Here is a 20,465-nt window from a genome sequence, read left to right on the forward strand (position 1 = left end):
GAGTCAAGCCTTGAGTAACCTGAGGCAATTGCGATTTTTTATTAGTCCGGGCGCGACTTGAAGTCGCGCCCGGACTGACGGTTAAGTAGATTAAACCAAATTGCCAATACAGTTGATTTTTACTTTAATCGGATTTAATCCATCCAATGCACCAATACTATTAACCCTAAAAAATCTTTTACTGACTTTCGCATTGTTATCATTCACTAGTTCTGTCTCTAAGTGATGTCGAAAATTGTAATCATCCCCTCCCAATTTTTGAACCCTGTACAACTTATCACTTAACGCCCTATAATCATTGCTTGATTTAGCAATCTCAAATTCCTCATTTGTCATACCCAGCACAAACATTTCGTTCTGCTGCATGCTTAGGTGGAGGGTAAGGTGGGGTTCAGGTAATAGCTTTAGAAAACTCTCGGGGTAAGTACCTTCTGCTGATTGTTGAATTTTATCCCAAACCTCGTTAGTACTGGTTATAATTACTGGTAGACCAAACTTCTTGCGCTCCACAGCGTGCCAAAAGGTGCAAATATGTTCAATTTTCTTCTCTTCAGCATCGGTATAAATGGCAATATGGTGGTTGTTGCCAGGTTTTACAAAGCCTATTTCCTTACCGTTTGCATCCTTGCGCACAGGCACTACAGCAGAAAGGCCTGTATAGCATCGTACAGCCCTAATTGGGCGTTCAAGCCCTTCGTCCTCATACCATTTTAAAACCTTTTCGTCGCGCTGAACATCTTTAAATGCCTCCTTGGGCTTGCCGTTAAACTTTTTGAGTCGTTGCTGGAGTATTCTCTTAATATTTTCATCAATTACCTTATCAACCTTGTTGAAGTTGATATCGATGCTATACTTAATTACGTACTCATCGCTATAGCACGATCCGTATTCAAGTAGTGTCGATTTTTTTTTGTCAAGATAAATTGGCTCTTTTTTAATTGATGCTAAGGCTTTTTTGGTATCGCCATCGAATTTTCCTAAACGCTCTTCAACCAGCTGTTTAATGCGAGGTTTAAAAATTAAATGGGGATTCTCAAAAAGGTATTTTAAGGGTTTCTTCGCCTCAACCTTTTTAATTTTGCCATAAACACTCTCTTCGCTGAGTGCGCCACGAGGAATAATTATGCCCTCTTGCACTACCTTCTTATTGCCTCTTCGTCCAACTTTGCGCTTTCCAACTACAGCAACCTTTTTGCCTGCTTTAAAAGAAATTAGAATGTTTGCAGCCTTTTCTTCCACTTCCCTTACGGTAAAAGGTTGTTCGCTAATTAGGTACTTTTCAAGCAGATTTAATTTTTCGCGGTACTCAATAGAACGTCTATCAACGTCTTTTTTCATGTCGTCGCGGGTTTTGCTTGAGCTTAGCGTATTGAAACGCTGAATGTATCCCTGTTTAGTGCAGGCTATTGTTAACGCATCGATGGCGTGGTGGCGATGGTCGTCGCGTTTCGACCAACCAACAATAACCTCTTTTGAATGTTTGTTTTTCCCGTGTTCGCTTTCCCACTCTCTAATTTCAGTTAATCCCAATTCTTTGTATCTAGGAAATTGTAGGTTCATTGTAACATCGTCCCATCCCCATAAATGCCTAAGTTCTGCAGTAACAGTTCCCGAGGTTGACCAAACATTATGACAAATGGTTTGAAGTATTTCTCTGGCCTTTCGGGCAATGTATTGGCTCTCGCGCAGCTGGCGGTCGATAAAGTTTTGGGGGATTTTATCCTCGGTCATTAAAAGTTTGTCGCGTTTGGCTTTACCAATAATTTTGCTCGTAAAGAGTTTATTCACTCTATCAACATACGCCACTAGAGCCTGTTCCGATTTCCCTTTCATAAAGTCGTAAGCAGTGCGATCGCCCTTATCGGTATTGCATCGCCTGTGGGCGAGGGTTTTGTTGCTTTGGGAATCATCGAACAGCTTCGATTTTGGAATTATATGCTCAATATCCACATCGTTCCCTTTTATGGCTTCGGTAATTGATATGGGCTGTCCACAGTAAATGCAGATGGCGTTTAGCTTCTTATCCTCATTATCCATTTCCTCGTAAAGTCGCCATTTTACAATATTGTTTCTTGTGGCTCTCAATCCGAATTCTTCGAGTTTTTTTACAATCTGCTCATTTTCTCTTTCCCGCTTGCTTAAAAACCTAGATGTATCGCTTCTCTCCTCCTTACTTTGTTTTAACTCGCGTGCTAGTTCAACCCTAATCTCGTCGGGCTTTCCGTACTTGTCGATGGTTGCATTTACAACATTTACCATTTGATTGAGAATTTTCTCAACAATTGGTTGGCGTAACGAATTATTTGGAATGGGCTTAAGCCTTTCAAGAAGTTTACGTTGTAGATTTTCTGGTTTTGTTAGTGAGTTTGAGTGGTCGTACCCCGCAAAAAGCATAGCATCGCTATAAACATAGCCCTCCATTAGGTACGGCAGAATTTTACGAATTGCCTTTGCAGATTTATTCCCAAACCCACCCTTTGTTAGGTCAAGTTTTGCTAATTTATCGGCAACATCAGGTTCAATACTAAATTTCTGCTGCAAAACTCTGCTGCATACATCCATATCGCTAATTGAGTATATGGTATGCCAAAGCTGATAGTAGGGTTCGTTTTCGATTCTGGGGTCTATGTAGCGATATGAAATATCCTCAAGTATCTCTCCAGTTTCTTTGTCAACAAGTTTATCTTCACAAATGCTATATTCAAACTTTAAAAGATGGCTATAATTTTTAGACTCTTCAAAACATTTTATTATAGCCGTTTTGGTAACATTACCTTTAATCCCTTTTGCGATTTGCTTGTTGAAAAAGCATTCGTTCTTTTTCAGCTTGAGAATCGTTATAATTTGAGCCTGTGTTAGGTTCTCATTATTATCAAGATGATTAAAAATTGCTTGTTTCTCTTCAAGTGATAGCTCTATCTTGTCGCCATATTTATTTTCAATTCTTATGCTATTAACATTCTCCCATACCTTGGCAATTTGAAAAATGGGTGAACTACGAGGGGCAACTTTAGGTCCAACAAAATACTCCTTGTCATCCTTGCCTTTAAGCCAAAAACCCTCAAACTCGCAAATTGAAACAAGCCCTTTTTGTGATTTAAGAGGTCGTTGATAGTAAATAATCTCATCCCTAACCTTCTGAATAAACTTTTCCGTAATCAGATCGGGATAATGTTTCTGTTGCTGCTTGCAAATGGCCTCAAACTCCTCAATGTAAGCCTCTCTTGGAAAGATATTTTCTTTAACCCTAAAGAACTCATCATCTGATAGTTGTTGATAGAAATATTGACCAATGGTAAGGCTTTTTTCCTTTATGGTTTGATGGCGGCTTTTTACCTCCGCTACATAATCTGTATCCTTTTTATCCAAATTGGCTTCGCATCTACTACTCTTGTAACCTCTTTTCTGGTTGAGCCAAAGTAATAAACGCCCTAATTCTGTAAGTGAAATTTTTGATGTTACGGCTCTATTCCTCAGCTCCCAAAGCTCCATTTTTGGTATATTCTTCACCTCTTCGGTTGGGTACATTTCGTTTTTTATCAACTCATTTACTAGGTACTTCCTTCGAAGTTGGTAGCGGTCGTAACCCTTTCGGGCAGTACGCATTTTTGTTCTAACAGAATTCCTGCTTTCACCTGTACCCTTTTCAAAGTCTTTTCCCTCTGTACCCTCATAGGGAACAATCCTACTCCCTAAACCCAGAATTTCTCGTTTAACTTCCCCATTACTATTTTCCTCTGAAGTAACTGCCCAGCCAATAGATGCAGAGCCCAAATCCAATCCTAATATTTTTTTCATAGTCTATTGCGTTTTAGGTTTTAGAGTTATATATTTGCATTACAATCTTGAAGCAATTCACAATAAGGATTATTCCGTTGTGAAAACATTTAAAGCGGCATCTAACTTGTTTAGGTGTCGTTTTCGTTTAAACTAGCTTTAAATGTTTCATAAGCACCTTATGAAATAATACAAAGGGCGAATAAAACATTTAAGCCGCCCTCGTCTTACAATACGAGGGTATTTTTTTGCTTAAATGCTCCGTAAACACCCTAAATAAAAAATAGCGAACAAATACACCTAACCTACTAGGTGTCGTTTTTATTTATACCTCCCTCGTTGTAATAGACGGAGCATATTCCCTACTGTAAAAAGAAAAAACCTAGCTACTTAATATATGCACCTAATCAACATCCGTTCTCAAACTTAACGATTATTCCAAAGCATTCAAAATATTCTTATACTTCTCTCTTCACTTTTCCATAAGATTATATCGAAATCATACAAAAAAAGTCCGATATGCTGCAATAGCATATCGGACTTTTAAATACTACTCATTTAGTCTATTCCATATTGGGTTTTACACATCTGGGTGGTGGATGGGTGTACTCAACGCATCGATTACCTCACAGCTAAAGTATAAACCTTACCAAAGCTTGCTGCAATAACGATTATTTCCGAAGAATAAAGGTAACGGGAAGCGAGTACCTTACGGTTATATACTTATCATCCTTTTGTGCTGGGTGCCAGTCGAAGTCAACGGTTTTGAAAATTCGTAGGGCCTCTTTATCCAGGTCGGGGTCCACCGTCTTTTTCAGGTTTATACTTCCCATTCGGCCCAAGCTATCAACAACAAAGGATACAACAACCTCGCCATCAATCCCACCTCTCCATGCACGTATGGGGTACTCAATATTGCGAGCAATAATTTTGATGGGATCGTTTCCATCGAGCATCATGGGCGGATTGTCAATCTCCTGCTCCACCCAACGCCCCTCGGTTAAAACCTGGAACCGATTGGACTGACCCCTCCAGTTATACCTACCGATCTTTTTAGTAGTGAAATTGTATTCATAATCTAAAGTGCCATCGCTATTGTTAATAACCCAAGGGCCAACACGCCTATCGTTCTTATAGCTTCCAAAGGTCAATGTATCCTCTCCATTTATAGCATAGCTAATCCACAGGCTATCCTTTAGGTTTTTTTTGTAAAAGCCTGTCTCTACTAGCTCCCCACTCTCATACATTTTTACATACTGGCCATGCTTTACGTCTCTCTCCTTCCTAAAGACGTAGTACTCTTCAATAACAGGCGAATTTCTATCTTTCTTGGTGATTTTTCGTATTTCTTGCGAAAATCCTACTTTAGCTATGCAGGTCAATACTATGGCCAATAATAAAATCTTCATAACAACTAGTTTTAGTATTATAAATGCTAATATATGCGCTTTAATTTAAACGGCAAAGATTCGATATCGTTGTAATAAATCTTGGTTAAGTGAAAAAAAATCACGGGGCAACTACCTCCTTAGCGAGCAATTACCCTATGAACGCTATACACACTAAAAAAGGCAATCCCAGTTAGGATTGCCTTTCAAATTGATGAATTTAACTAGTGTTTAGGGAAGAATAACCTGATCAATTACGTGAATCACGCCATTGGTTCCCATAATATCAGTTGCAACTATTGAGGCATCAGCTGTGCCCAACTCAAGAGCCGCGTCAGTATCAATAATTTTTAATGCACTTAAGTCGATGGTAATATTACCACCTAGGGTTGCCACGGTATTACTCTCAAGGTTTGGCAAATCGGTTGAGAAAACCCTGGCACCAAGCACGTGATACTTTAGAACCGCCTCGATGGTTCCTATACCAACAGCATCGACAAGTGCATTGAAATCACTTACTTCGGCAAGTGTGTATAGCGCTTGGAAAGCAGCATCGGTGGGTGCAAATACTGTGAATGGACCATCGCCGCTTAGTATGGTGATTAGGTTATCGGTTGTTCCATCGTTCTCAACTGCGGTAAGCGCAGCTACCAATTGGCCAAATTCAGCACCGCTTGATGCTTGTGAAGCTTCAACTGCAATATCAACAATAGTTTTGTTGGTTGGTAAAAGCGTTCTATTGATAACGTGTACCACACCATTGCCAAAATCCAAATTGCTACCTGCCTGGGAGGCTACTGTAACCTGCGATACACCATTAATAAACACTCCATTATCGTTAATACTCAAGTAAAAGTCTCCATTAAGTGTAGTTACAGCCGAACCCGTGCTGGGTAATCCATTGGCATAAACCTTACTACCCAAAACGTGATAGGTTAGGATTGGGGTTAAGTCGTTAGCTGTAAGTTCAGTAAGGCTTGTAATTCCTGCGGCCTCAAAAGCATCGTTGCTGGGAGCAAATAAAGTGAAGCTGGCATCTGGGTTTACTAAGGTTTCGAGTAACCCTGCTGTAACAACCGCTTGAGTAAGAACTGAAAAACTCTTGCTAAAGTACGCAGGCTGAACAATAGTATTAACAATGCTAAGCTCTAGCGCAGGTACAAGAACTGCATCAACTACGTGTACAACTCCGTTTGAGGCCTCAATATTTGCTGCGGTTACATTTGCACCATTAATCTTAACGGATTGCCCCGAAATTTGCACTTTAATCTTATCGTCATCGCTAAGAAGGGTTGATGCCATTTGACCATCGCTAAGATCGGTAGACATAAGGGCTGCACCAGAAATTACGTGGTACTTCAATAGTCTCTCGATTACGCTCTCGGGTATATCCGATAAGCTCTCCTGCCCAATTACACCAAGAAGCGCAATAAATGCGTCGTTGGTAGGTGCAAATACTGTGAAAGAACCATCGGAACTTAGGGCATCTACAAGATTGGGGAACAATGATAGTGCTTCTACCAGAATACTAAGCGAAGGGGTTTGTGCTGCAATTGATACAATATTATCCTTTGGTAGCTCGAATCCCTCTGGAATTAGCACCTCGTCAATCACGTGCACCACTCCGTTAGTGGCCTCAATATCAGCCTCAACAACTGAAGCTGTTCCGTTTAGGGTTACCCCATTTGCAACCGATACGGAAATACTTTTACCCGAAAGAAGGGTTTGAACTGAAGTAGTAGTCAAGTCCGTTGAAAGAACCTTACCGCTTACCACGTGGTACTTCAACAGATCAGCAAGAACGGTAGGGTTGGCCAAAAGCACCTCAAGTACACCATCCTCGAGTTTGGCAAATGCGTCGTTGGTTGGAGCAAAAACAGTAAATGGCCCCGATCCTTTTAAGGTGGTAACTAAATTGGCTGTTACTACCGCAGTTACAAGCGTACTCAACTCGGTGGTAGCTTGAGCGAGCTCTACAACATCATTTGTTGGAGCTGGGATTTCATTAACATCATCCTTTTCGCATGATGTGAGGGTAAAAGTAGCAACCAATGCCAAGGCTAGGATGCTTAAGAATCTAGTTCTCATTGTTTTCATAGTTGTTATAGTTTTGGTTAATGTTCGTTATCAAAGACAACACAGAAACAGAGGGTTGATACTTTTGTTTAACTTTATATTGCTTTTTATTGGACATTCTAAATAATTTTACACCCAACCTACAAGCGGATTAGTCCATATAATCTGGCTTTAATTACTAAAAAAAAGTTACTGAAAAAAATAAGTGTTTAGCTTTTGAAAAGTTCACGGAGCGACTCATTGCTAAGCATATAATCGCCCCGTGGGTAAAATTACACAGGTTAGTGTCGATAAAAGAAAATGGCTCTTTGGCTGGCCAAAACGTTTAGATTAAGTTCAAAGGTGCTATTTTACAAGGCTGTCTTTCAAATTCATATTAGGATAATATACCTTTGGCTATACCTTTCCAGCCAAGAACTGCCCCGTCAGGCTCTCGCTGCACTTAACAATTTCATGCGGTGTACCTGCAAACACAAGGTTACCTCCACCCTCGCCGCCCCCGGGGCCCAGGTCGATAATCCAGTCCGCATTCTTAATAACCTCAAGGTTGTGCTCTACCACAATTAGGCTGTGCCCCTTTTTAACCAGCGCATCGAACGACTCGAGCAACTTTTTGATATCATGGAAGTGTAGCCCTGTGGTGGGTTCATCGAAGATGAACAGCTGATGCTGAGTGGCCTGCTCCTTCTGCAGAAAGAACGCTAGCTTAACGCGCTGGCTCTCGCCTCCACTTAAGGTGCTCGACGATTGTCCCAGCTTAATATACCCAAGCCCTACATCCTGTAAGGGTTTCAATCGGGTTACCACCTTGATAGCCGTTTTGTCCTTATCCTCGCCAAAAAACTCGATGGCCTGATTTACGGTCATATCCAGCACATCAAAAATATTCTTATCGCGGTAGCGAACCTCCAGCACATCCTCCTTAAATCGCTTGCCTCCGCATGATTCGCAGGTAAGGGTTACATCGGCCATGAATTGCATTTCAACCTTAATCACACCCTCGCCTTGGCACTCCTCACATCGTCCTCCCTCCACGTTAAACGAGAAAGCCGAAGGTTTATACCCACTCCTAGTGGCGTAGGGCTGCTCCGAGAAGAGCTTGCGAATCTCGTCGTAAGCCTTAATGTATGTTACCGGATTTGAGCGAGACGAACGACCAATAGGGTTTTGGTCCACCATCTCAACCCCTTTCAGCAGATGTATATCGCCATCCACGCCATCGCACTCTCCGGGTTTATCGCCCACCCCGGATATCTTCTTGGCCAACGAAGGGTATAGAATACCCTTTACCAATGATGATTTGCCCGAGCCGCTAACGCCCGTTACCACCACCATACTGTTGAGGGGGAATTTCACATCGATATTCTTAAGATTATTCTCGCGTGCCCCCTTCACTTGTATAAAATTGGCCCATTTACGCGGTGCGGTTACTGGCGCAATAATTTCGATACCATTAAGGTACTTTGCAGTAAGGGTTTCTGATGATTTTAGCAGTGCTTTGGGTGTTCCCTCAAACACCACCTCGCCGCCATGGCGGCCGGCTAGCGGGCCAATATCGATTATGTAATCGGCAGCACGGATTATCTCCTCGTCGTGTTCCACCACCACCACCGTGTTCCCCAAATCGCGCAAATTATTAAGCACATCGATAAGCAGATGCGTATCGCGTGGATGCAGCCCAATGCTTGGCTCATCGAGGATGTACAGCGAGCCCACCAGGCTCGAACCCAGCGAGGTAGCCAAATTGATACGTTGTGATTCGCCCCCCGACAAGGTTGACGACAAGCGGTTGAGCGTTAGGTAACCCAGCCCCACGTTTAGCAGGTAGGCTAGCCTATTCCTTACCTCGGTTAGTATTCGCTTGGCAACCTTTTGCTCGTGCTCGGTTATGCACATATTCTGAAAAAAATCGTGTAGCTTGGTAATGGGCAAATCGACCAGCTGCGGGAGATTAACACCGCATACCTTAACGTAGGTTGCCTCCTTACGCAGCCGCTGCCCTTTACACTCGGGACATATGGTTTTACCAGTGTAACGCGACAGCATTACCCGATACTGTATCTTGTACTTTTTGCTTTCGAGATGAGCAAAAAAATCATCAAGCCCAACAAAACCGTCTCCACCTCGCCATAACAAATCCTTTTGTTCCTGTGTAAGCTGATAAAATGGCTTATGAATAGGAAACTTAAACCTATCGGCCACCGCGATAAATTGCTTTTTGTATTCGCTCATGGTATCGCCTTTCCAGCAGGCAATGGCATCTTCGTATATCGATAAACCCTTATCGGGCACCACCAGCGCCTCATCTATTCCAATAATTTTTCCATAGCCCTCGCATCGGGGGCAAGCGCCAAGCGGATTATTGAAGCTGAACAAGTGCTCGGATGGCTCTTCAAAGGTAATTCCATCGGCTTCAAACCTGTTGGAGAAAACCTCGTTGCTTCGATTGTTGTCGTTGAAAGTTGCCAACACACAGATTCCGCTGCCTTCGGCAAAAGCTGTTTGCACCGAATCGGCACAACGGCTCAGGAAGTCATCATCGTGCGAAACCGAGAACCTATCCACCACCAAGCTAAGCTTTGCTTTCGAAATGGAGAGCAAATGACGAGTTTCCTTGCTATCGATACGCTGAATCTGATCGCCCACCTCTATCCGGGTAAAACCCTCGTTGGCCAGAATGGTTAACCTCTGCTCAACCGTTTCGTTCTCCCTAATATTGATTGGAGTCAGAAGCATTTGCTTGGTTCCCTCGGGAAAGGAGGCGATGAAATTCACCACATCGGTAACGCTGTGCTTAGTCACCTCAATGCCCGAAATCGGCGAATAGGTGCGCCCAATTCGGGCATAAAGCAATTTAATGTAGTCGTATATTTCGGTTGATGTTCCAACGGTCGACCGAGGGTTCTGGGTGTTCACCTTTTGCTCAATGGCAATGGCAGGGGGAATTCCAGAGATTAAATCCACCTCAGGCTTGCTTATCCTTCCTAAAAACTGGCGAGCATAAGCCGACAGGCTCTCAACATAGCGCCTTTGCCCCTCGGCATAAAGGGTATCGAACGCTAACGACGATTTACCGGAGCCCGAAAGACCCGATATTACAATTAGTTTATTTCGAGGTATATCAACGCTAACATTCTTAAGATTATGAACCCTAGCGCCTTTAATGGAAATTACATTCTGATTTTGCATTACTGTAGAAATTAACCCACAAATGTAGGCAAAGATTTGCTTTTATACCATTGGTAAACACACAGGCTCACAGCAACAGAATCATCATTTCCCTAATAATCAACTCATAGCAAGCTTTTGTATTACATTTTTTTGGTAGATTTGTTTTTTTTCGCTTATTTGGCACAGTAAATGCTAGCAAATACAAACACTAACCATTAAAATCGATTGCCTATAGAATCACATCTACCCAACTAATCAATAAGTAAGGAGATGGATTTGAGCATAAAGCACCTATCTGACAATGAGCTTGTAGAGCAGTTCATTTCGGGCAATCAGCAGGCAATTGACACCCTTATCCGCAGGCATCGCAAAAGAGTATTTGGTTACATTCTGCTCTTGGTGAAGAACCATACTTTAGCCGAGGATATTTTTCAGGACACCTTTGTTAAGGTAATTCAATCGCTACAGAAAAGAAAATACACCGATAACGGACGTTTCGTATCGTGGGTGATGCGCATTGCCCACAACCTGATAATTGACCATTTTAGGCGCGAGAAACAGCTTAATACGGTATCGAACGAGAGTACCCCGGTGGATATTTTTAACTCGTCCCGTTTCTCCGATAAGAATGTGGAGGAGCATATTGTTTACGACCAAATACTTTCGGAGGTGAGGGTACTTGTTGACTGCCTCCCCGACGAGCAGAAAGAGGTTGTTCTGCTTAGGCACTATGCAGGGCTTAGCTTTAAGGAAATAGCCGAGCAAACCAATGTAAGCATAAACACAGCCCTTGGTAGAATGCGGTATGCACTTATTAATATGCGGAAGATTATGGAGGAGAGGAATATTTGCCTATCGAAGTAGGGGCAAGCTTTTATTTAAGATATTTGTGGTTCATAATAGCCATTGCTGCCGCACGAGTCCTCTCGTGTGGCAATAAAAAATAGGAAAACCACACTAGGGGACTCGTGCGGCAGCCTTTGCGACTTCCTCAACCTCAACATTTGGGTTACCTAAAATATGCGTACAACAAAATTAGCAAGAGTTCCACTAAGTAGCATAAAGACATAATTTTTTGTAGGGCTTAAGGGTGAATAAAAACCATATCAATAAATTTTGAGCCGAAATTACAATATCAGGCTATTGTAGCCGTTCTACTGTTGATAACAAAATTGCAATGCATACCAACAGTAAAATGCCTATGAATAAAACTTTTACTCCAATCCTATGGAACCTCAAGAGTTTTCAGGATTATCAGATTGACGAAATTTACAACCTACACAATCTGTTTGAACCTCTGGAAAAATTCCAAAATCTCCTTAAAGATATTGACGAGAAAGCGCCTGAGGTATCGGACGAAGTTATCCAAAGGATAATAAATCGCACTACCTAACAACAAGTTGCATTAACATTTTAAAAAGCCAGAAAAAATTTTCTGGCTTTTTTTTGGATTATTCAAATTCAATGTGATATATTTGTAATATCATTTTAATATCACTAATCTAAAAAAATATGAAAACACAAGAAGAACCATTCAAAGGATTAAAGTTGAACGGCATACTAATGCTAATATTCAACTTTCTGCTACTTTTTGGCATCGTATTCCTATTCATTAAGCTTGTTAGCACATCAGGCATTAGCCCGCTAATGGCCACCCTGTCGGGTATTGGACTGGGAGTACTGTTTGTCCTAAACTGTATATTCTGGGGAGGATTTATGCAAATTGAACCCAACGAGACACGAGTAATGGTTTTCTTTGGCAAGTACGAGGGAACGGTAAAGGAGAACGGTTTTTTCTGGGTAAACCCATTCTATGCCAAGCAAAAGCTTACTCTGCGCGCCCGCAACCTCGATGCCGACCCCATTAAGGTAAACGACAAGAGCGGAAACCCCATCATGATTGGCATGGTGTTGGTTTGGCGACTGTTCGACACGTACAAGGCTTCGTTTCATGTCGATAACGCCTCGATGGCAGCCAATACTGCTGGGGCAACATCCACCGCACGCCTTAACGAGAAGATGATGGCGTACCAGAACTTCGTTAAGATTCAGTGCGACGCTGCCCTTCGATACGTAGCAGGTATGTTTGCCTACGATATGAACGAGGCCGAAAGCGCTAAAGAGCTAACCCTACGCTCACACGGCGACGATATCAACAAAATACTAGAGGAGCAAATCAACGAGCGCCTAGCCATTGCGGGAATTGAGGTGGTAGAAGCACGCATAAACTACCTAGCCTATGCCCCCGAGATTGCCGCCGTAATGCTACGCCGCCAACAGGCCGATGCCATTATATCGGCTCGGGAAAAGATTGTTGAGGGCGCTGTGGGAATGGTTAAGCTGGCGCTGGATAAATTGGCCGAGGAGAAAACCATTGAGTTTGACGACGAGAAGAAAGCCGCCATGATTAGTAACCTAATGGTAGTGCTTTGCTCCGAGGAGTCGGCAACTCCCATAGTTAATGCCGGTACGTTACACCAATAGATAAGTTATGGCGAAAAAGAAATCATTTGTGCTACGGGTTGATCCTGACAAGCTGGAGGCTTTGGAGAAGTGGTCGGCCGATGAGTTCCGTAGCATTAATGGTCAGATTGAATGGATTATTGATCAGGCGCTGAAAAAAGCAGGGCGCTATAAAAAAACATCAACAGATGAAAAAGATTAGCAAGCTATGGTTATTCCTTATCATAACCTTTACCATCAACTTCTCGATGGTAGGAATTTTTCTAAGCTTGGGTTACGAATACAAGGATACCGAAGGAGTAATTCTTGGCGTTTTGTACATGTTTGTCCCAATGTTAGCAGCCCTTTTTGTCGAAAAAATTGTTCACAAGCAAAAGGCTGCCAAATCGCTTTTTATATCGTTTAAATTCAATAGGTGGTTTTTGGTAGCCATTGCCATACCACTCGTTTATACTGGGCTATCTATAGGCATAAGCCTATTGCTTCCCGGGGTCTCGTTCTCCATGGAAATGGAGGGACTTTTCACACGTTTCGAAGGGCTAATTACTCCTGAGGAGATGGAGCGAATGCAACTTGCACTTGCAGCATCGCCCATACACCCAATTCTTTTAACCCTAATCCAAGGTATTATTGGTGGCCTTACGGTAAATGCTGTTGCCGCCTTTGGTGAGGAGTTGGGTTGGAGGGGATTTCTGATAAAAGAGTATAAAGATTTGCATTTTGCCAAAGCTAGCCTAATAATTGGGGTTATCTGGGGAATATGGCACGCCCCCATGATACTGATGGGGCATAACTACCCCAACAACCCACAAGTTGGCGTGCTAATGATGACTGTATGGTGCATACTGCTTTCGTTCCCATTCAGCTACATTGCCATTAAGGCAAAATCGGTTATTGCTGCGGCATTAATGCATGGGATGATTAATGGAACTGCCGGTTTAAGCATAATGCTTGTGGTTGGAGGCACCGACCTTACGGTAGGTGTAACAGGATTATCTGGCTTTATTGCTTTAGTAATGGTTATTCTTGCAATCTACATCTACGACTATAAGATATCAAAAGAAAAGATTATGGGGCAAACACTGGCTCAGACGCTAAACAAACACAATTAAAAAACCATGCCACTTGTACGATCGAAACAGCCCTGCCCCAAGTGTGGCAGCAAAGATTTTGAGCTTGGCGAGGCCTACATTGCAGGCAGTATGCTAACCAGAATCTTCAATATCCAAAACCGAAAGTTCAGCTCATTCACCTGTGTAAAGTGTAGGTATACCGAGTTTTACCAAGTACCCATGCGCAAAGCAATGAATGTGCTCGATTTCTTCGTTGGATAAAATGAGCAATGATGAAAAGGCTTATACAAGCTGCAGCGCTTTTGCTATGCATTGGCGCTGTTAATCCTACCAAGGCACAAAGCGATGAGGACAAAGCCTATCGCTCATCGGAAGTAGCAATATTCAACGGTCGTGATACGCTAAGGGGAACCCTGCTCCTACCGGATGGAAAAGAAAAACCAACCGTTGTTCTGATTATTGCAGGATCGGGTCCCACCGACCGAAATGGTAACCAGTTTGGAATGGCCAACAACAGCCTAAGATTTTTGGCCGAAGAGCTAGCCACAAATGGAATAGCATCGCTACGATATGATAAGCGTGGTGTAGGCTTTAGCCGTAGCAACCAACCCGAGAGCGAGGTTGTTTTTGATGATTTTATTGAGGATGCTACCTTATGGCTCACAATGCTCAAGGAGAGCGGAAACTACTCAAAAGTTCTTGTGGCGGGCCATAGCGAGGGATCGCTAATTGGAATGGTTGCTGTGCAGAAGGTTAGCGTTGATGGTTTTATATCCATTGCGGGATCGGGTCAACGGATTGATAGAATCCTGCTCGAACAGCTAAGCCAACTCCCTGAGGATATGCTTAACGATGCTAAAATCATAATTGATAGCCTTGTTGCCGGGTACCAGGTAAAGAGGGTTAACCCCATGCAGCTATGGCTTTTCCGCCCCAGCGTGCAGCCCTACCTAATAAGCTGGATGAGAATAGACCCAGCCGTAGAAATTGGCAAGCTATCCATTCCAATACTAATTGCACAAGGTACTACCGACATTCAGGTAACAACAGAAAATGCCGAATTACTGGCGAATGCCAACCCGCTTGCAGAGCTGGTAATTATTAAGGGGATGAATCACGTGCTAAAGATGGTAGAGATGGATAGAGAGAAGAATATGGCAGCTTATATCAACCCTGAACTACCCATTTCGGAAGAGCTGATTAGTGCGATTGTTGAATTTGTGGGGGATTAATACTTTTTGATTATAGCCTAGAGATTTTTATTAAAACACAGAGGATTTGCCAATACTCATTCCGGTAACTGCTTAAGCAATGAATAGGGTTAGATATCTTGAGAGTTCTTGACTATTTAGAGAAAACACAGAGGACACAGAGTGATTTTGATAATTTACCTTGCGGGAAATTATCAAAAAAACAGATAAGGGGCTGACCTTAAGTATCTTTAAATACTCACGGGGTGACTATTTGCTTAGCAGATAGTCACCCCGTGAGGAAATACATTGCTACCGCACGAGTCCCCTCGTGTGGGTTTTCTATTCTTCATTGCCACACGAGGGGACTCGTGCGGCAGCGTTGGTAAATATGAGGTTCTACTACTTTGCTCTACGGTAGTAATAATCGGCTCGTTGTTTATTGTCGAAGCGAGTGTAAATATTTCCCAAGTACTGAGCATATCGTGGATCGGGATTACTCTTGTATAGCCGCTCGAAATAATCGCGCGAGCGCTGTAAATCGGCATTAATAGTTTCGAGTGCATTGAGCAGCTGGCGATACTGCTTATTGGTTCTGTTTTTCTGATAGGCCTTCATCTCGCTCTGGTAGGCAGCCTCGGCAATATTGAAAAGTTCAATGGCAAGCGATTCCATAGCCTCGGTATTACCTGGCTCGTTCTTTAGAATCCTTTCGGCGGTTGCAACTACTTTTTCGGTATCACCACTGCGCTTCACCATCTTAAGATAGGCTAAGAGCACATTGTGGCTATCCTTACAATCACTATGCAGGTTATCCCAAAGATCGGCGGCTAAATCCCAATTCTCGCTCTTTACGTATGCTAAATACAGCTGACAGCGCACTCCGTCAATATCATTACCGTTAGGGTAACTATCGAGATAATTGCTCAGGTTAATTATTTCACGGGATAAATTGTCAATCTTTAGATATGCTTTAGCCAAAGTGAAATAGGCAGCACCATTGGCTGCTTCCTGCTCCTTGGCTTTCTCTAAATAGTCTAACGTTTTCTGGGTTTGTCCTACCTCCCATGCTGCTAAACCTGCATTCCTATAAATGGCACCATCGGCCACCTTACCACGACTTGTATTAAGGGATATTAGGCTGTCGTAAGCGTTTAAAGCGGTGGAATAATCCGATTTATCAAACGCTATCTTGGCATCAGTTTTAAGCTGCGACATCTGCTTTGAGACAGTGCAAGAGGTAACCATTGCCATGGCAAGCACTGGAATAAGTAATCTATTAATCTTCATCTAATTATATTTTAAACAAGCCGCAAAGGTAATAACAAATGAAGAAATTAAAAGATAACCGAGTGCGTATCTCGTAATTCTAGGCAAGCCTATCCGGCATTGTGCCATAGGAATAGAAAAAACTACTTCTTTAAATAATCCTCGAATAGCTTCTCAAACTTATCAATTTTGGGTAGAATAACCATTTGGCAGTATGGCTGCTTAGAGTTATTTTCGAGGTAGTTCTGGTGGTAATCCTCCGCTTTATAAAATTTGGTAAAAGGCGATATTTCTGTAACAATAGGGTCGTTCCAAATAGCAGCTCTACTAAGCATATTCTTTACGTCTTCGGCTACACTTTTTTGTTCATCGGTGTGATAGAATATTACCGAACGATACTGCGTGCCCACATCGGCTCCTTGGCGGTTAAGCATGGTAGGGTTGTGGGTTTTAAAAAATATTTCAAGGATTTTAGCATAGCTAATTACGCTGGGATTGAACTTAACCTGCACCACCTCGGCGTGGCCAGTTAGACCTGACGATACCTCTCGGTACGTTGGGTTTGCAATCTTACCCCCCGAGTAGCCCGATAGCACCTCCTCTACCCCATTAACCCTTTCAAATATTGCTTCAACACACCAAAAGCACCCTGCACCTAGGGTGGCGATTTCAAAAGTATTATTCTTCATCTTATTCGATATTTTTTGTGCACTAACCGACCCAACACTTAAGAGAATTATTATAGTTAGGCTTAGAAATTTATACATCTCAGAATTTTTATTTCAAAACAATTCTGGGTATGCATTTGTTCAGAAGCCATAAAGGGGTAAAGCTATGAAAGATTCCTTAGAGTAAGAGAAACTTAAATGTTAGATAATATGCATACATAACTTGTTCTGCAAGAGGCACACTAAAACTGCACAACATATGAAGAAAACTAAAATAGGAGGCTCGCAATGCGAGCCTCCTATTAATTTATGAATTAAATAACTACGTAACTAGTACTTAAAAATCTTACTGTTTTTCACCTCCTCCACTTTACCAAATGAACCTAGCTGCTTTTTATCCAACATTTTAGTATCAACCACTACAGCAATTGCTATTGGCTTTGTTTTAATCTTCTTAGTGTAAAAATTTAACACATCATCAAACGATACCGAGCTATACTCTTTTACCAATTCTATGCGTGGATCCTCAGTATAACCAGTTTTCATCCAGCTCTCAACCACCTGAGTTAGCTGCCGTTTCGAGGGTGAAGACGATAAGGTTGCTTGAAACAGATAGTCCTTAATATTGCCCATTCTCTCAGAATACTGTGGCATATCATTAATCAGCTTAACAAACTCGTTAATGGCATCGATGGTTTTATCTCCTTGAGTACCAATATAGCCTGTAAACATAGCTTTTCGACCAGGAACTGCTGGAATACTATAGTTGGCACTTGCTGTATAGGCAAACGAACGCAACTCTCTTAGTTCCTGCAGTACAAGACCATTAAAACCTCCACCAAAGTACTGGTTAAATGCATCGATTATATGTCTTTGAGCTAGGTCATACGCCTCACCCTGCATAAAAATGTAAACATCGCTTTGGCGAGCATTCTTATTGTTAAGCAAGTATATAGTATTCTCAGAATACTGTGCTGTTGGGGTTGAAACTGGGGAACTGCTTGGTTTAAGGTTTGCGGGAAAAGCCAAGTTTGATTTTAGCAAGTCCTGAACCTCTTTGTACGAAAACTGACCAGTGTAGTGCACTGATGTTTCGTACTGAGTAGCTTTGATGAAATTTGCTGCTAGCTTTGAAACGGTAAGCCCAAGTATTTCGGAATTTGACAAGCGATTTAAATAGCTGGAGTTCTCTCCATACCTTAAAAATTCGCTAAGTGCCTGCGATTGCAAATCTTTATCGCGCGACTCCATACTACGGGAACCTAGCTGGCTTCCTTTTAAGCTATTAAGCTGCCTTTCGTCGAGAGAGGGCATCAGATAGGTACGCGACAGTAGCTGGCATGCCCGAGCTAAGCTAGACTCCTTGCCCCTAAGGGTCACGTAGGTATAACTCTTATCGTTCGAGAAGTTAACTGTACACCCTAGCTTGCTAAACTCTTTCTTTAGGTCGTAAGGTGTATACTGAGCCATAATTCCGGCTCGATTCATAAGGTTAACGCTAAAATCGAGGCCAGGTATCTCAATACTACCAGCCCCATACTTAATGGTTAGAGTAAAAATGCTACTCTCGGGATTCTCAGAATGGAATAGAGTAACTCCTGGGGCTAATTCACCTTTAGAAAAATCATTTGTAAAGTCTATGGGTTTAAATGGGGGAACCTCAACCTTTTCGTCTAACCACTTTGCTGCAAAGGCTGATGTTTTGCCTGTGGCCGGGACTATTGGCTTGTACTCAGGTTTTGGTAGCTTATCTTTTTTGGGCTCTCCTACTAGCGACTGAAAAGCGAGATATGGTGCATCAAAATATTTCTTGGCTACTTCAATCACGTCCTTCTTTGTAATCTTCTTAATTAGCTCAACATATTTTTCGTACTCCTCAATAGTCATATCGGTCCCAAAAGCCCTAGCCAACATCATTCCATAGTTCAGATTCGACTCCTTTGATAATTCAAAGTTCATTATCATCTCATCTTTCACCGACTCAACTAACCACTCGTCAACTTCACCCTTCATTAGTTGTTGTAAAGTTGAGGTGATAGCATTCTCCACACCACCAAGCGATTCGAATCGTCGCTGGGCTCCATCGTATACCGGAATTCCAATTATTGAAATACTACCCGCTTGGCGTTGCGACGATATTGACACAGAGATATTCTGCACATTACCGTCAAGTACTATTTTATCTAACAGACCTGTCCTGTTGCGATTGGTAAGGACGCTGCTAAGAACCTCGAGCTTATAGGTATCATCCGATCCTGAGGGCACGCCCTTGTACCCCATCATTAGAACCGGCATAGGCGTTAGCTTCTTCTTGATTGTAGATTTCTTGCTTATGGTAGGCTCTTCTATTTTAGCACGTTGAATATCATCTTTTGCCTCCCACCGACCCAAAGTCTGCTCCACTAACAGCTTAGCATCTTGGGCATTAATATCACCCGAAAGAATTAATGCCATGTTGGAAGGAACATAGTAGGTATTATAAAACTCCATCAGCTTGCTTATGGAAGGTGTTTTAAGGTGCTCGGTTATACCTATTATTGGTCGAGCATAAGGATTGGCCTCGCCATACAGGCTATGGTTAAACTCCTCGAAAAGGACCTGAAACGAATCATCGCTATACATATTCTTCTCCTCGTACACCGTTTCAAGCTCGGCCTGAAATCCTCTGAAAACTGGATTTTCAAATCTATCGGCTTGAAGTACCAGCCACTTCTTAAGCATAAAGGAAGGAAACACGTTGAAGTAATACGTCATGTCGTAGCTGGTAGCTGCATTAAGTGATGTTCCACCAATTGCCTGAATTAGATTGCTAAACTCATTGTTTATGGTGTATTGGCCTGCAAGTAACGACTCCTCATTAATTTTAAGCTGAATAGCTTCGCGCTCGGCCTCGGGTGCGCTAGCCAACTGGTCGTATAGTTCAATTATCTTTTCGTAATGAATTTTCTCTTTATCCCAATCGGTGGTACCAACATTCTTCGTTCCTTTGAAAAGCATATGCTCAAGGTAGTGTGCTAAACCTGTGGCATCCTCAGGCTCATCAACCGACCCAGCTTTTACAACAATGCTGCCAAAAACTGATGGGGTTCGTGAATCTTCATTCACAATTACTGTGAGCCCGTTATCGAGTTTAAATGTGCTAATTTGGGCACTAACACATACACCTAACGAAAGGGCAAGGAATAATAACACAATTCTTCTCATGTCAAATAAGCATTTTAGGTTAATTTAAAGTAGGGTTTGATAATAGTTTCTTTATTCAAAGTTATGATTAATTTTTATATATCTTTTCACTAGTGTCCGACTAAGTCTTTTTTAAAATGATAATAATGTAATAGATTTCTCGCTTCGCTCGAAATGACAGGCTGTTACGCTGTATGGGGTGAGGGG

Annotated in this window: 14 protein-coding genes; 7 read left to right on the forward strand and 7 right to left on the reverse strand. The window is 42.2% G+C overall.

From position 1 onward, the window contains the following. Nucleotides 1-90: 90 nt before the first annotated feature. From cas9 to uvrA, 4 genes are all read right to left on the reverse strand, one after another. Nucleotides 91-3,798 (reverse strand): type II CRISPR RNA-guided endonuclease Cas9, encoded by a 3,708-nt coding sequence (cas9, locus tag G8O23_RS05470; protein ID WP_166362596.1) that lies wholly within the window; start codon nt 3,796-3,798, stop codon nt 91-93. 650 nt (nt 3,799-4,448) lie between these two features. Beyond that, entirely contained in the window at nt 4,449-5,186 is a 738-nt protein-coding gene (locus G8O23_RS05475; protein WP_166362598.1) for an energy transducer TonB, read from the reverse strand. A 210-nt stretch (nt 5,187-5,396) separates the two neighbouring features. Then, nucleotides 5,397-7,262, reverse strand: coding sequence for a fasciclin domain-containing protein (locus G8O23_RS05480; RefSeq protein WP_166362600.1), 1,866 nt, complete (start codon nt 7,260-7,262; stop codon nt 5,397-5,399). Nucleotides 7,263-7,637: 375 nt separating this feature from the next. Next, nucleotides 7,638-10,430 (reverse strand): excinuclease ABC subunit UvrA, encoded by a 2,793-nt coding sequence (uvrA, locus tag G8O23_RS05485; protein WP_166362602.1) that lies wholly within the window; start codon nt 10,428-10,430, stop codon nt 7,638-7,640. A gap of 252 nt (nt 10,431-10,682) precedes the next feature. Between uvrA and G8O23_RS05490 the strand changes: the two genes are divergently transcribed. The 7 genes from G8O23_RS05490 (at nt 10,683) to G8O23_RS05520 (ending at nt 15,180) form a co-directional block, all read left to right on the forward strand. Next, nucleotides 10,683-11,276, forward strand: a complete 594-nt coding sequence (locus tag G8O23_RS05490; RefSeq protein WP_166362604.1) for an RNA polymerase sigma factor — start codon at nt 10,683-10,685, stop codon at nt 11,274-11,276. A 337-nt stretch (nt 11,277-11,613) separates the two neighbouring features. Beyond that, nucleotides 11,614-11,805, forward strand: coding sequence for a hypothetical protein (locus G8O23_RS05495; RefSeq protein WP_166362606.1), 192 nt, complete (start codon nt 11,614-11,616; stop codon nt 11,803-11,805). A gap of 119 nt (nt 11,806-11,924) precedes the next feature. Further along, on the forward strand, nt 11,925-12,896 hold the full coding sequence (locus G8O23_RS05500; RefSeq protein ID WP_166362608.1) for an SPFH domain-containing protein: 972 nt from the start codon (nt 11,925-11,927) through the stop codon (nt 12,894-12,896). A 7-nt stretch (nt 12,897-12,903) separates the two neighbouring features. After that, nucleotides 12,904-13,077 carry an Arc family DNA binding domain-containing protein gene (locus tag G8O23_RS05505; RefSeq protein ID WP_166362610.1) on the forward strand — a complete coding sequence of 58 codons (174 nt, stop codon included), beginning with the start codon at nt 12,904-12,906 and terminating at the stop codon, nt 13,075-13,077. After that, complete coding sequence (locus G8O23_RS05510) at nt 13,064-13,987, forward strand: CPBP family intramembrane glutamic endopeptidase (RefSeq protein ID WP_166362612.1); 924 nt, start codon at nt 13,064-13,066, stop codon at nt 13,985-13,987. Before G8O23_RS05505 ends, G8O23_RS05510 begins: the two co-directional genes overlap by 14 nt. Nucleotides 13,988-13,993: 6 nt before the next feature. Next, complete coding sequence (locus tag G8O23_RS05515) at nt 13,994-14,209, forward strand: zinc ribbon domain-containing protein (RefSeq protein WP_166362614.1); 216 nt, start codon at nt 13,994-13,996, stop codon at nt 14,207-14,209. Between the two features lie 8 nt (nt 14,210-14,217). Next, complete coding sequence (locus G8O23_RS05520) at nt 14,218-15,180, forward strand: alpha/beta hydrolase (protein WP_166362616.1); 963 nt, start codon at nt 14,218-14,220, stop codon at nt 15,178-15,180. Nucleotides 15,181-15,540: 360 nt separating this feature from the next. Here the strand turns inward: G8O23_RS05520 and G8O23_RS05525 are convergent, their stop codons facing one another. The 3 genes from G8O23_RS05525 to G8O23_RS05535 all read right to left on the reverse strand — a co-directional run bounded on the left by G8O23_RS05525 (nt 15,541) and on the right by G8O23_RS05535 (nt 20,279). Then, entirely contained in the window at nt 15,541-16,428 is an 888-nt protein-coding gene (locus tag G8O23_RS05525; RefSeq protein ID WP_166362618.1) for a tetratricopeptide repeat protein, read from the reverse strand. Between the two features lie 122 nt (nt 16,429-16,550). Next, complete coding sequence (msrA, locus tag G8O23_RS05530) at nt 16,551-17,096, reverse strand: peptide-methionine (S)-S-oxide reductase MsrA (protein WP_219932429.1); 546 nt, start codon at nt 17,094-17,096, stop codon at nt 16,551-16,553. 309 nt (nt 17,097-17,405) lie between these two features. After that, entirely contained in the window at nt 17,406-20,279 is a 2,874-nt protein-coding gene (locus G8O23_RS05535; RefSeq protein ID WP_166362622.1) for a M16 family metallopeptidase, read from the reverse strand. Nucleotides 20,280-20,465: the final 186 nt, after the last annotated feature.

The sequence above is a fragment of the Perlabentimonas gracilis genome, assembly GCF_011174675.1.
Lineage (GTDB): Bacteria > Bacteroidota > Bacteroidia > Bacteroidales > Tenuifilaceae > Perlabentimonas > Perlabentimonas gracilis.

Bases quoted from the DNA above. Each gene is read 5' to 3' on its own strand.
- cas9 (WP_166362596.1), bottom strand. From the start codon at position 3,798: ATGAAAAAAATATTAGGATTGGATTTGGGCTCTGCATCTATTGGCTGG.
- G8O23_RS05475 (WP_166362598.1), bottom strand. From the start codon at position 5,186: ATGAAGATTTTATTATTGGCCATAGTATTGACCTGCATAGCTAAAGTA.
- G8O23_RS05480 (WP_166362600.1), bottom strand. From the start codon at position 7,262: ATGAAAACAATGAGAACTAGATTCTTAAGCATCCTAGCCTTGGCATTG.
- uvrA (WP_166362602.1), bottom strand. From the start codon at position 10,430: ATGCAAAATCAGAATGTAATTTCCATTAAAGGCGCTAGGGTTCATAAT.
- G8O23_RS05490 (WP_166362604.1), top strand. From the start codon at position 10,683: ATGGATTTGAGCATAAAGCACCTATCTGACAATGAGCTTGTAGAGCAG.
- G8O23_RS05495 (WP_166362606.1), top strand. From the start codon at position 11,614: ATGAATAAAACTTTTACTCCAATCCTATGGAACCTCAAGAGTTTTCAG.
- G8O23_RS05500 (WP_166362608.1), top strand. From the start codon at position 11,925: ATGAAAACACAAGAAGAACCATTCAAAGGATTAAAGTTGAACGGCATA.
- G8O23_RS05505 (WP_166362610.1), top strand. From the start codon at position 12,904: ATGGCGAAAAAGAAATCATTTGTGCTACGGGTTGATCCTGACAAGCTG.
- G8O23_RS05510 (WP_166362612.1), top strand. From the start codon at position 13,064: ATGAAAAAGATTAGCAAGCTATGGTTATTCCTTATCATAACCTTTACC.
- G8O23_RS05515 (WP_166362614.1), top strand. From the start codon at position 13,994: ATGCCACTTGTACGATCGAAACAGCCCTGCCCCAAGTGTGGCAGCAAA.
- G8O23_RS05520 (WP_166362616.1), top strand. From the start codon at position 14,218: ATGATGAAAAGGCTTATACAAGCTGCAGCGCTTTTGCTATGCATTGGC.
- G8O23_RS05525 (WP_166362618.1), bottom strand. From the start codon at position 16,428: ATGAAGATTAATAGATTACTTATTCCAGTGCTTGCCATGGCAATGGTT.
- msrA (WP_219932429.1), bottom strand. From the start codon at position 17,096: ATGAAGAATAATACTTTTGAAATCGCCACCCTAGGTGCAGGGTGCTTT.
- G8O23_RS05535 (WP_166362622.1), bottom strand. From the start codon at position 20,279: ATGAGAAGAATTGTGTTATTATTCCTTGCCCTTTCGTTAGGTGTATGT.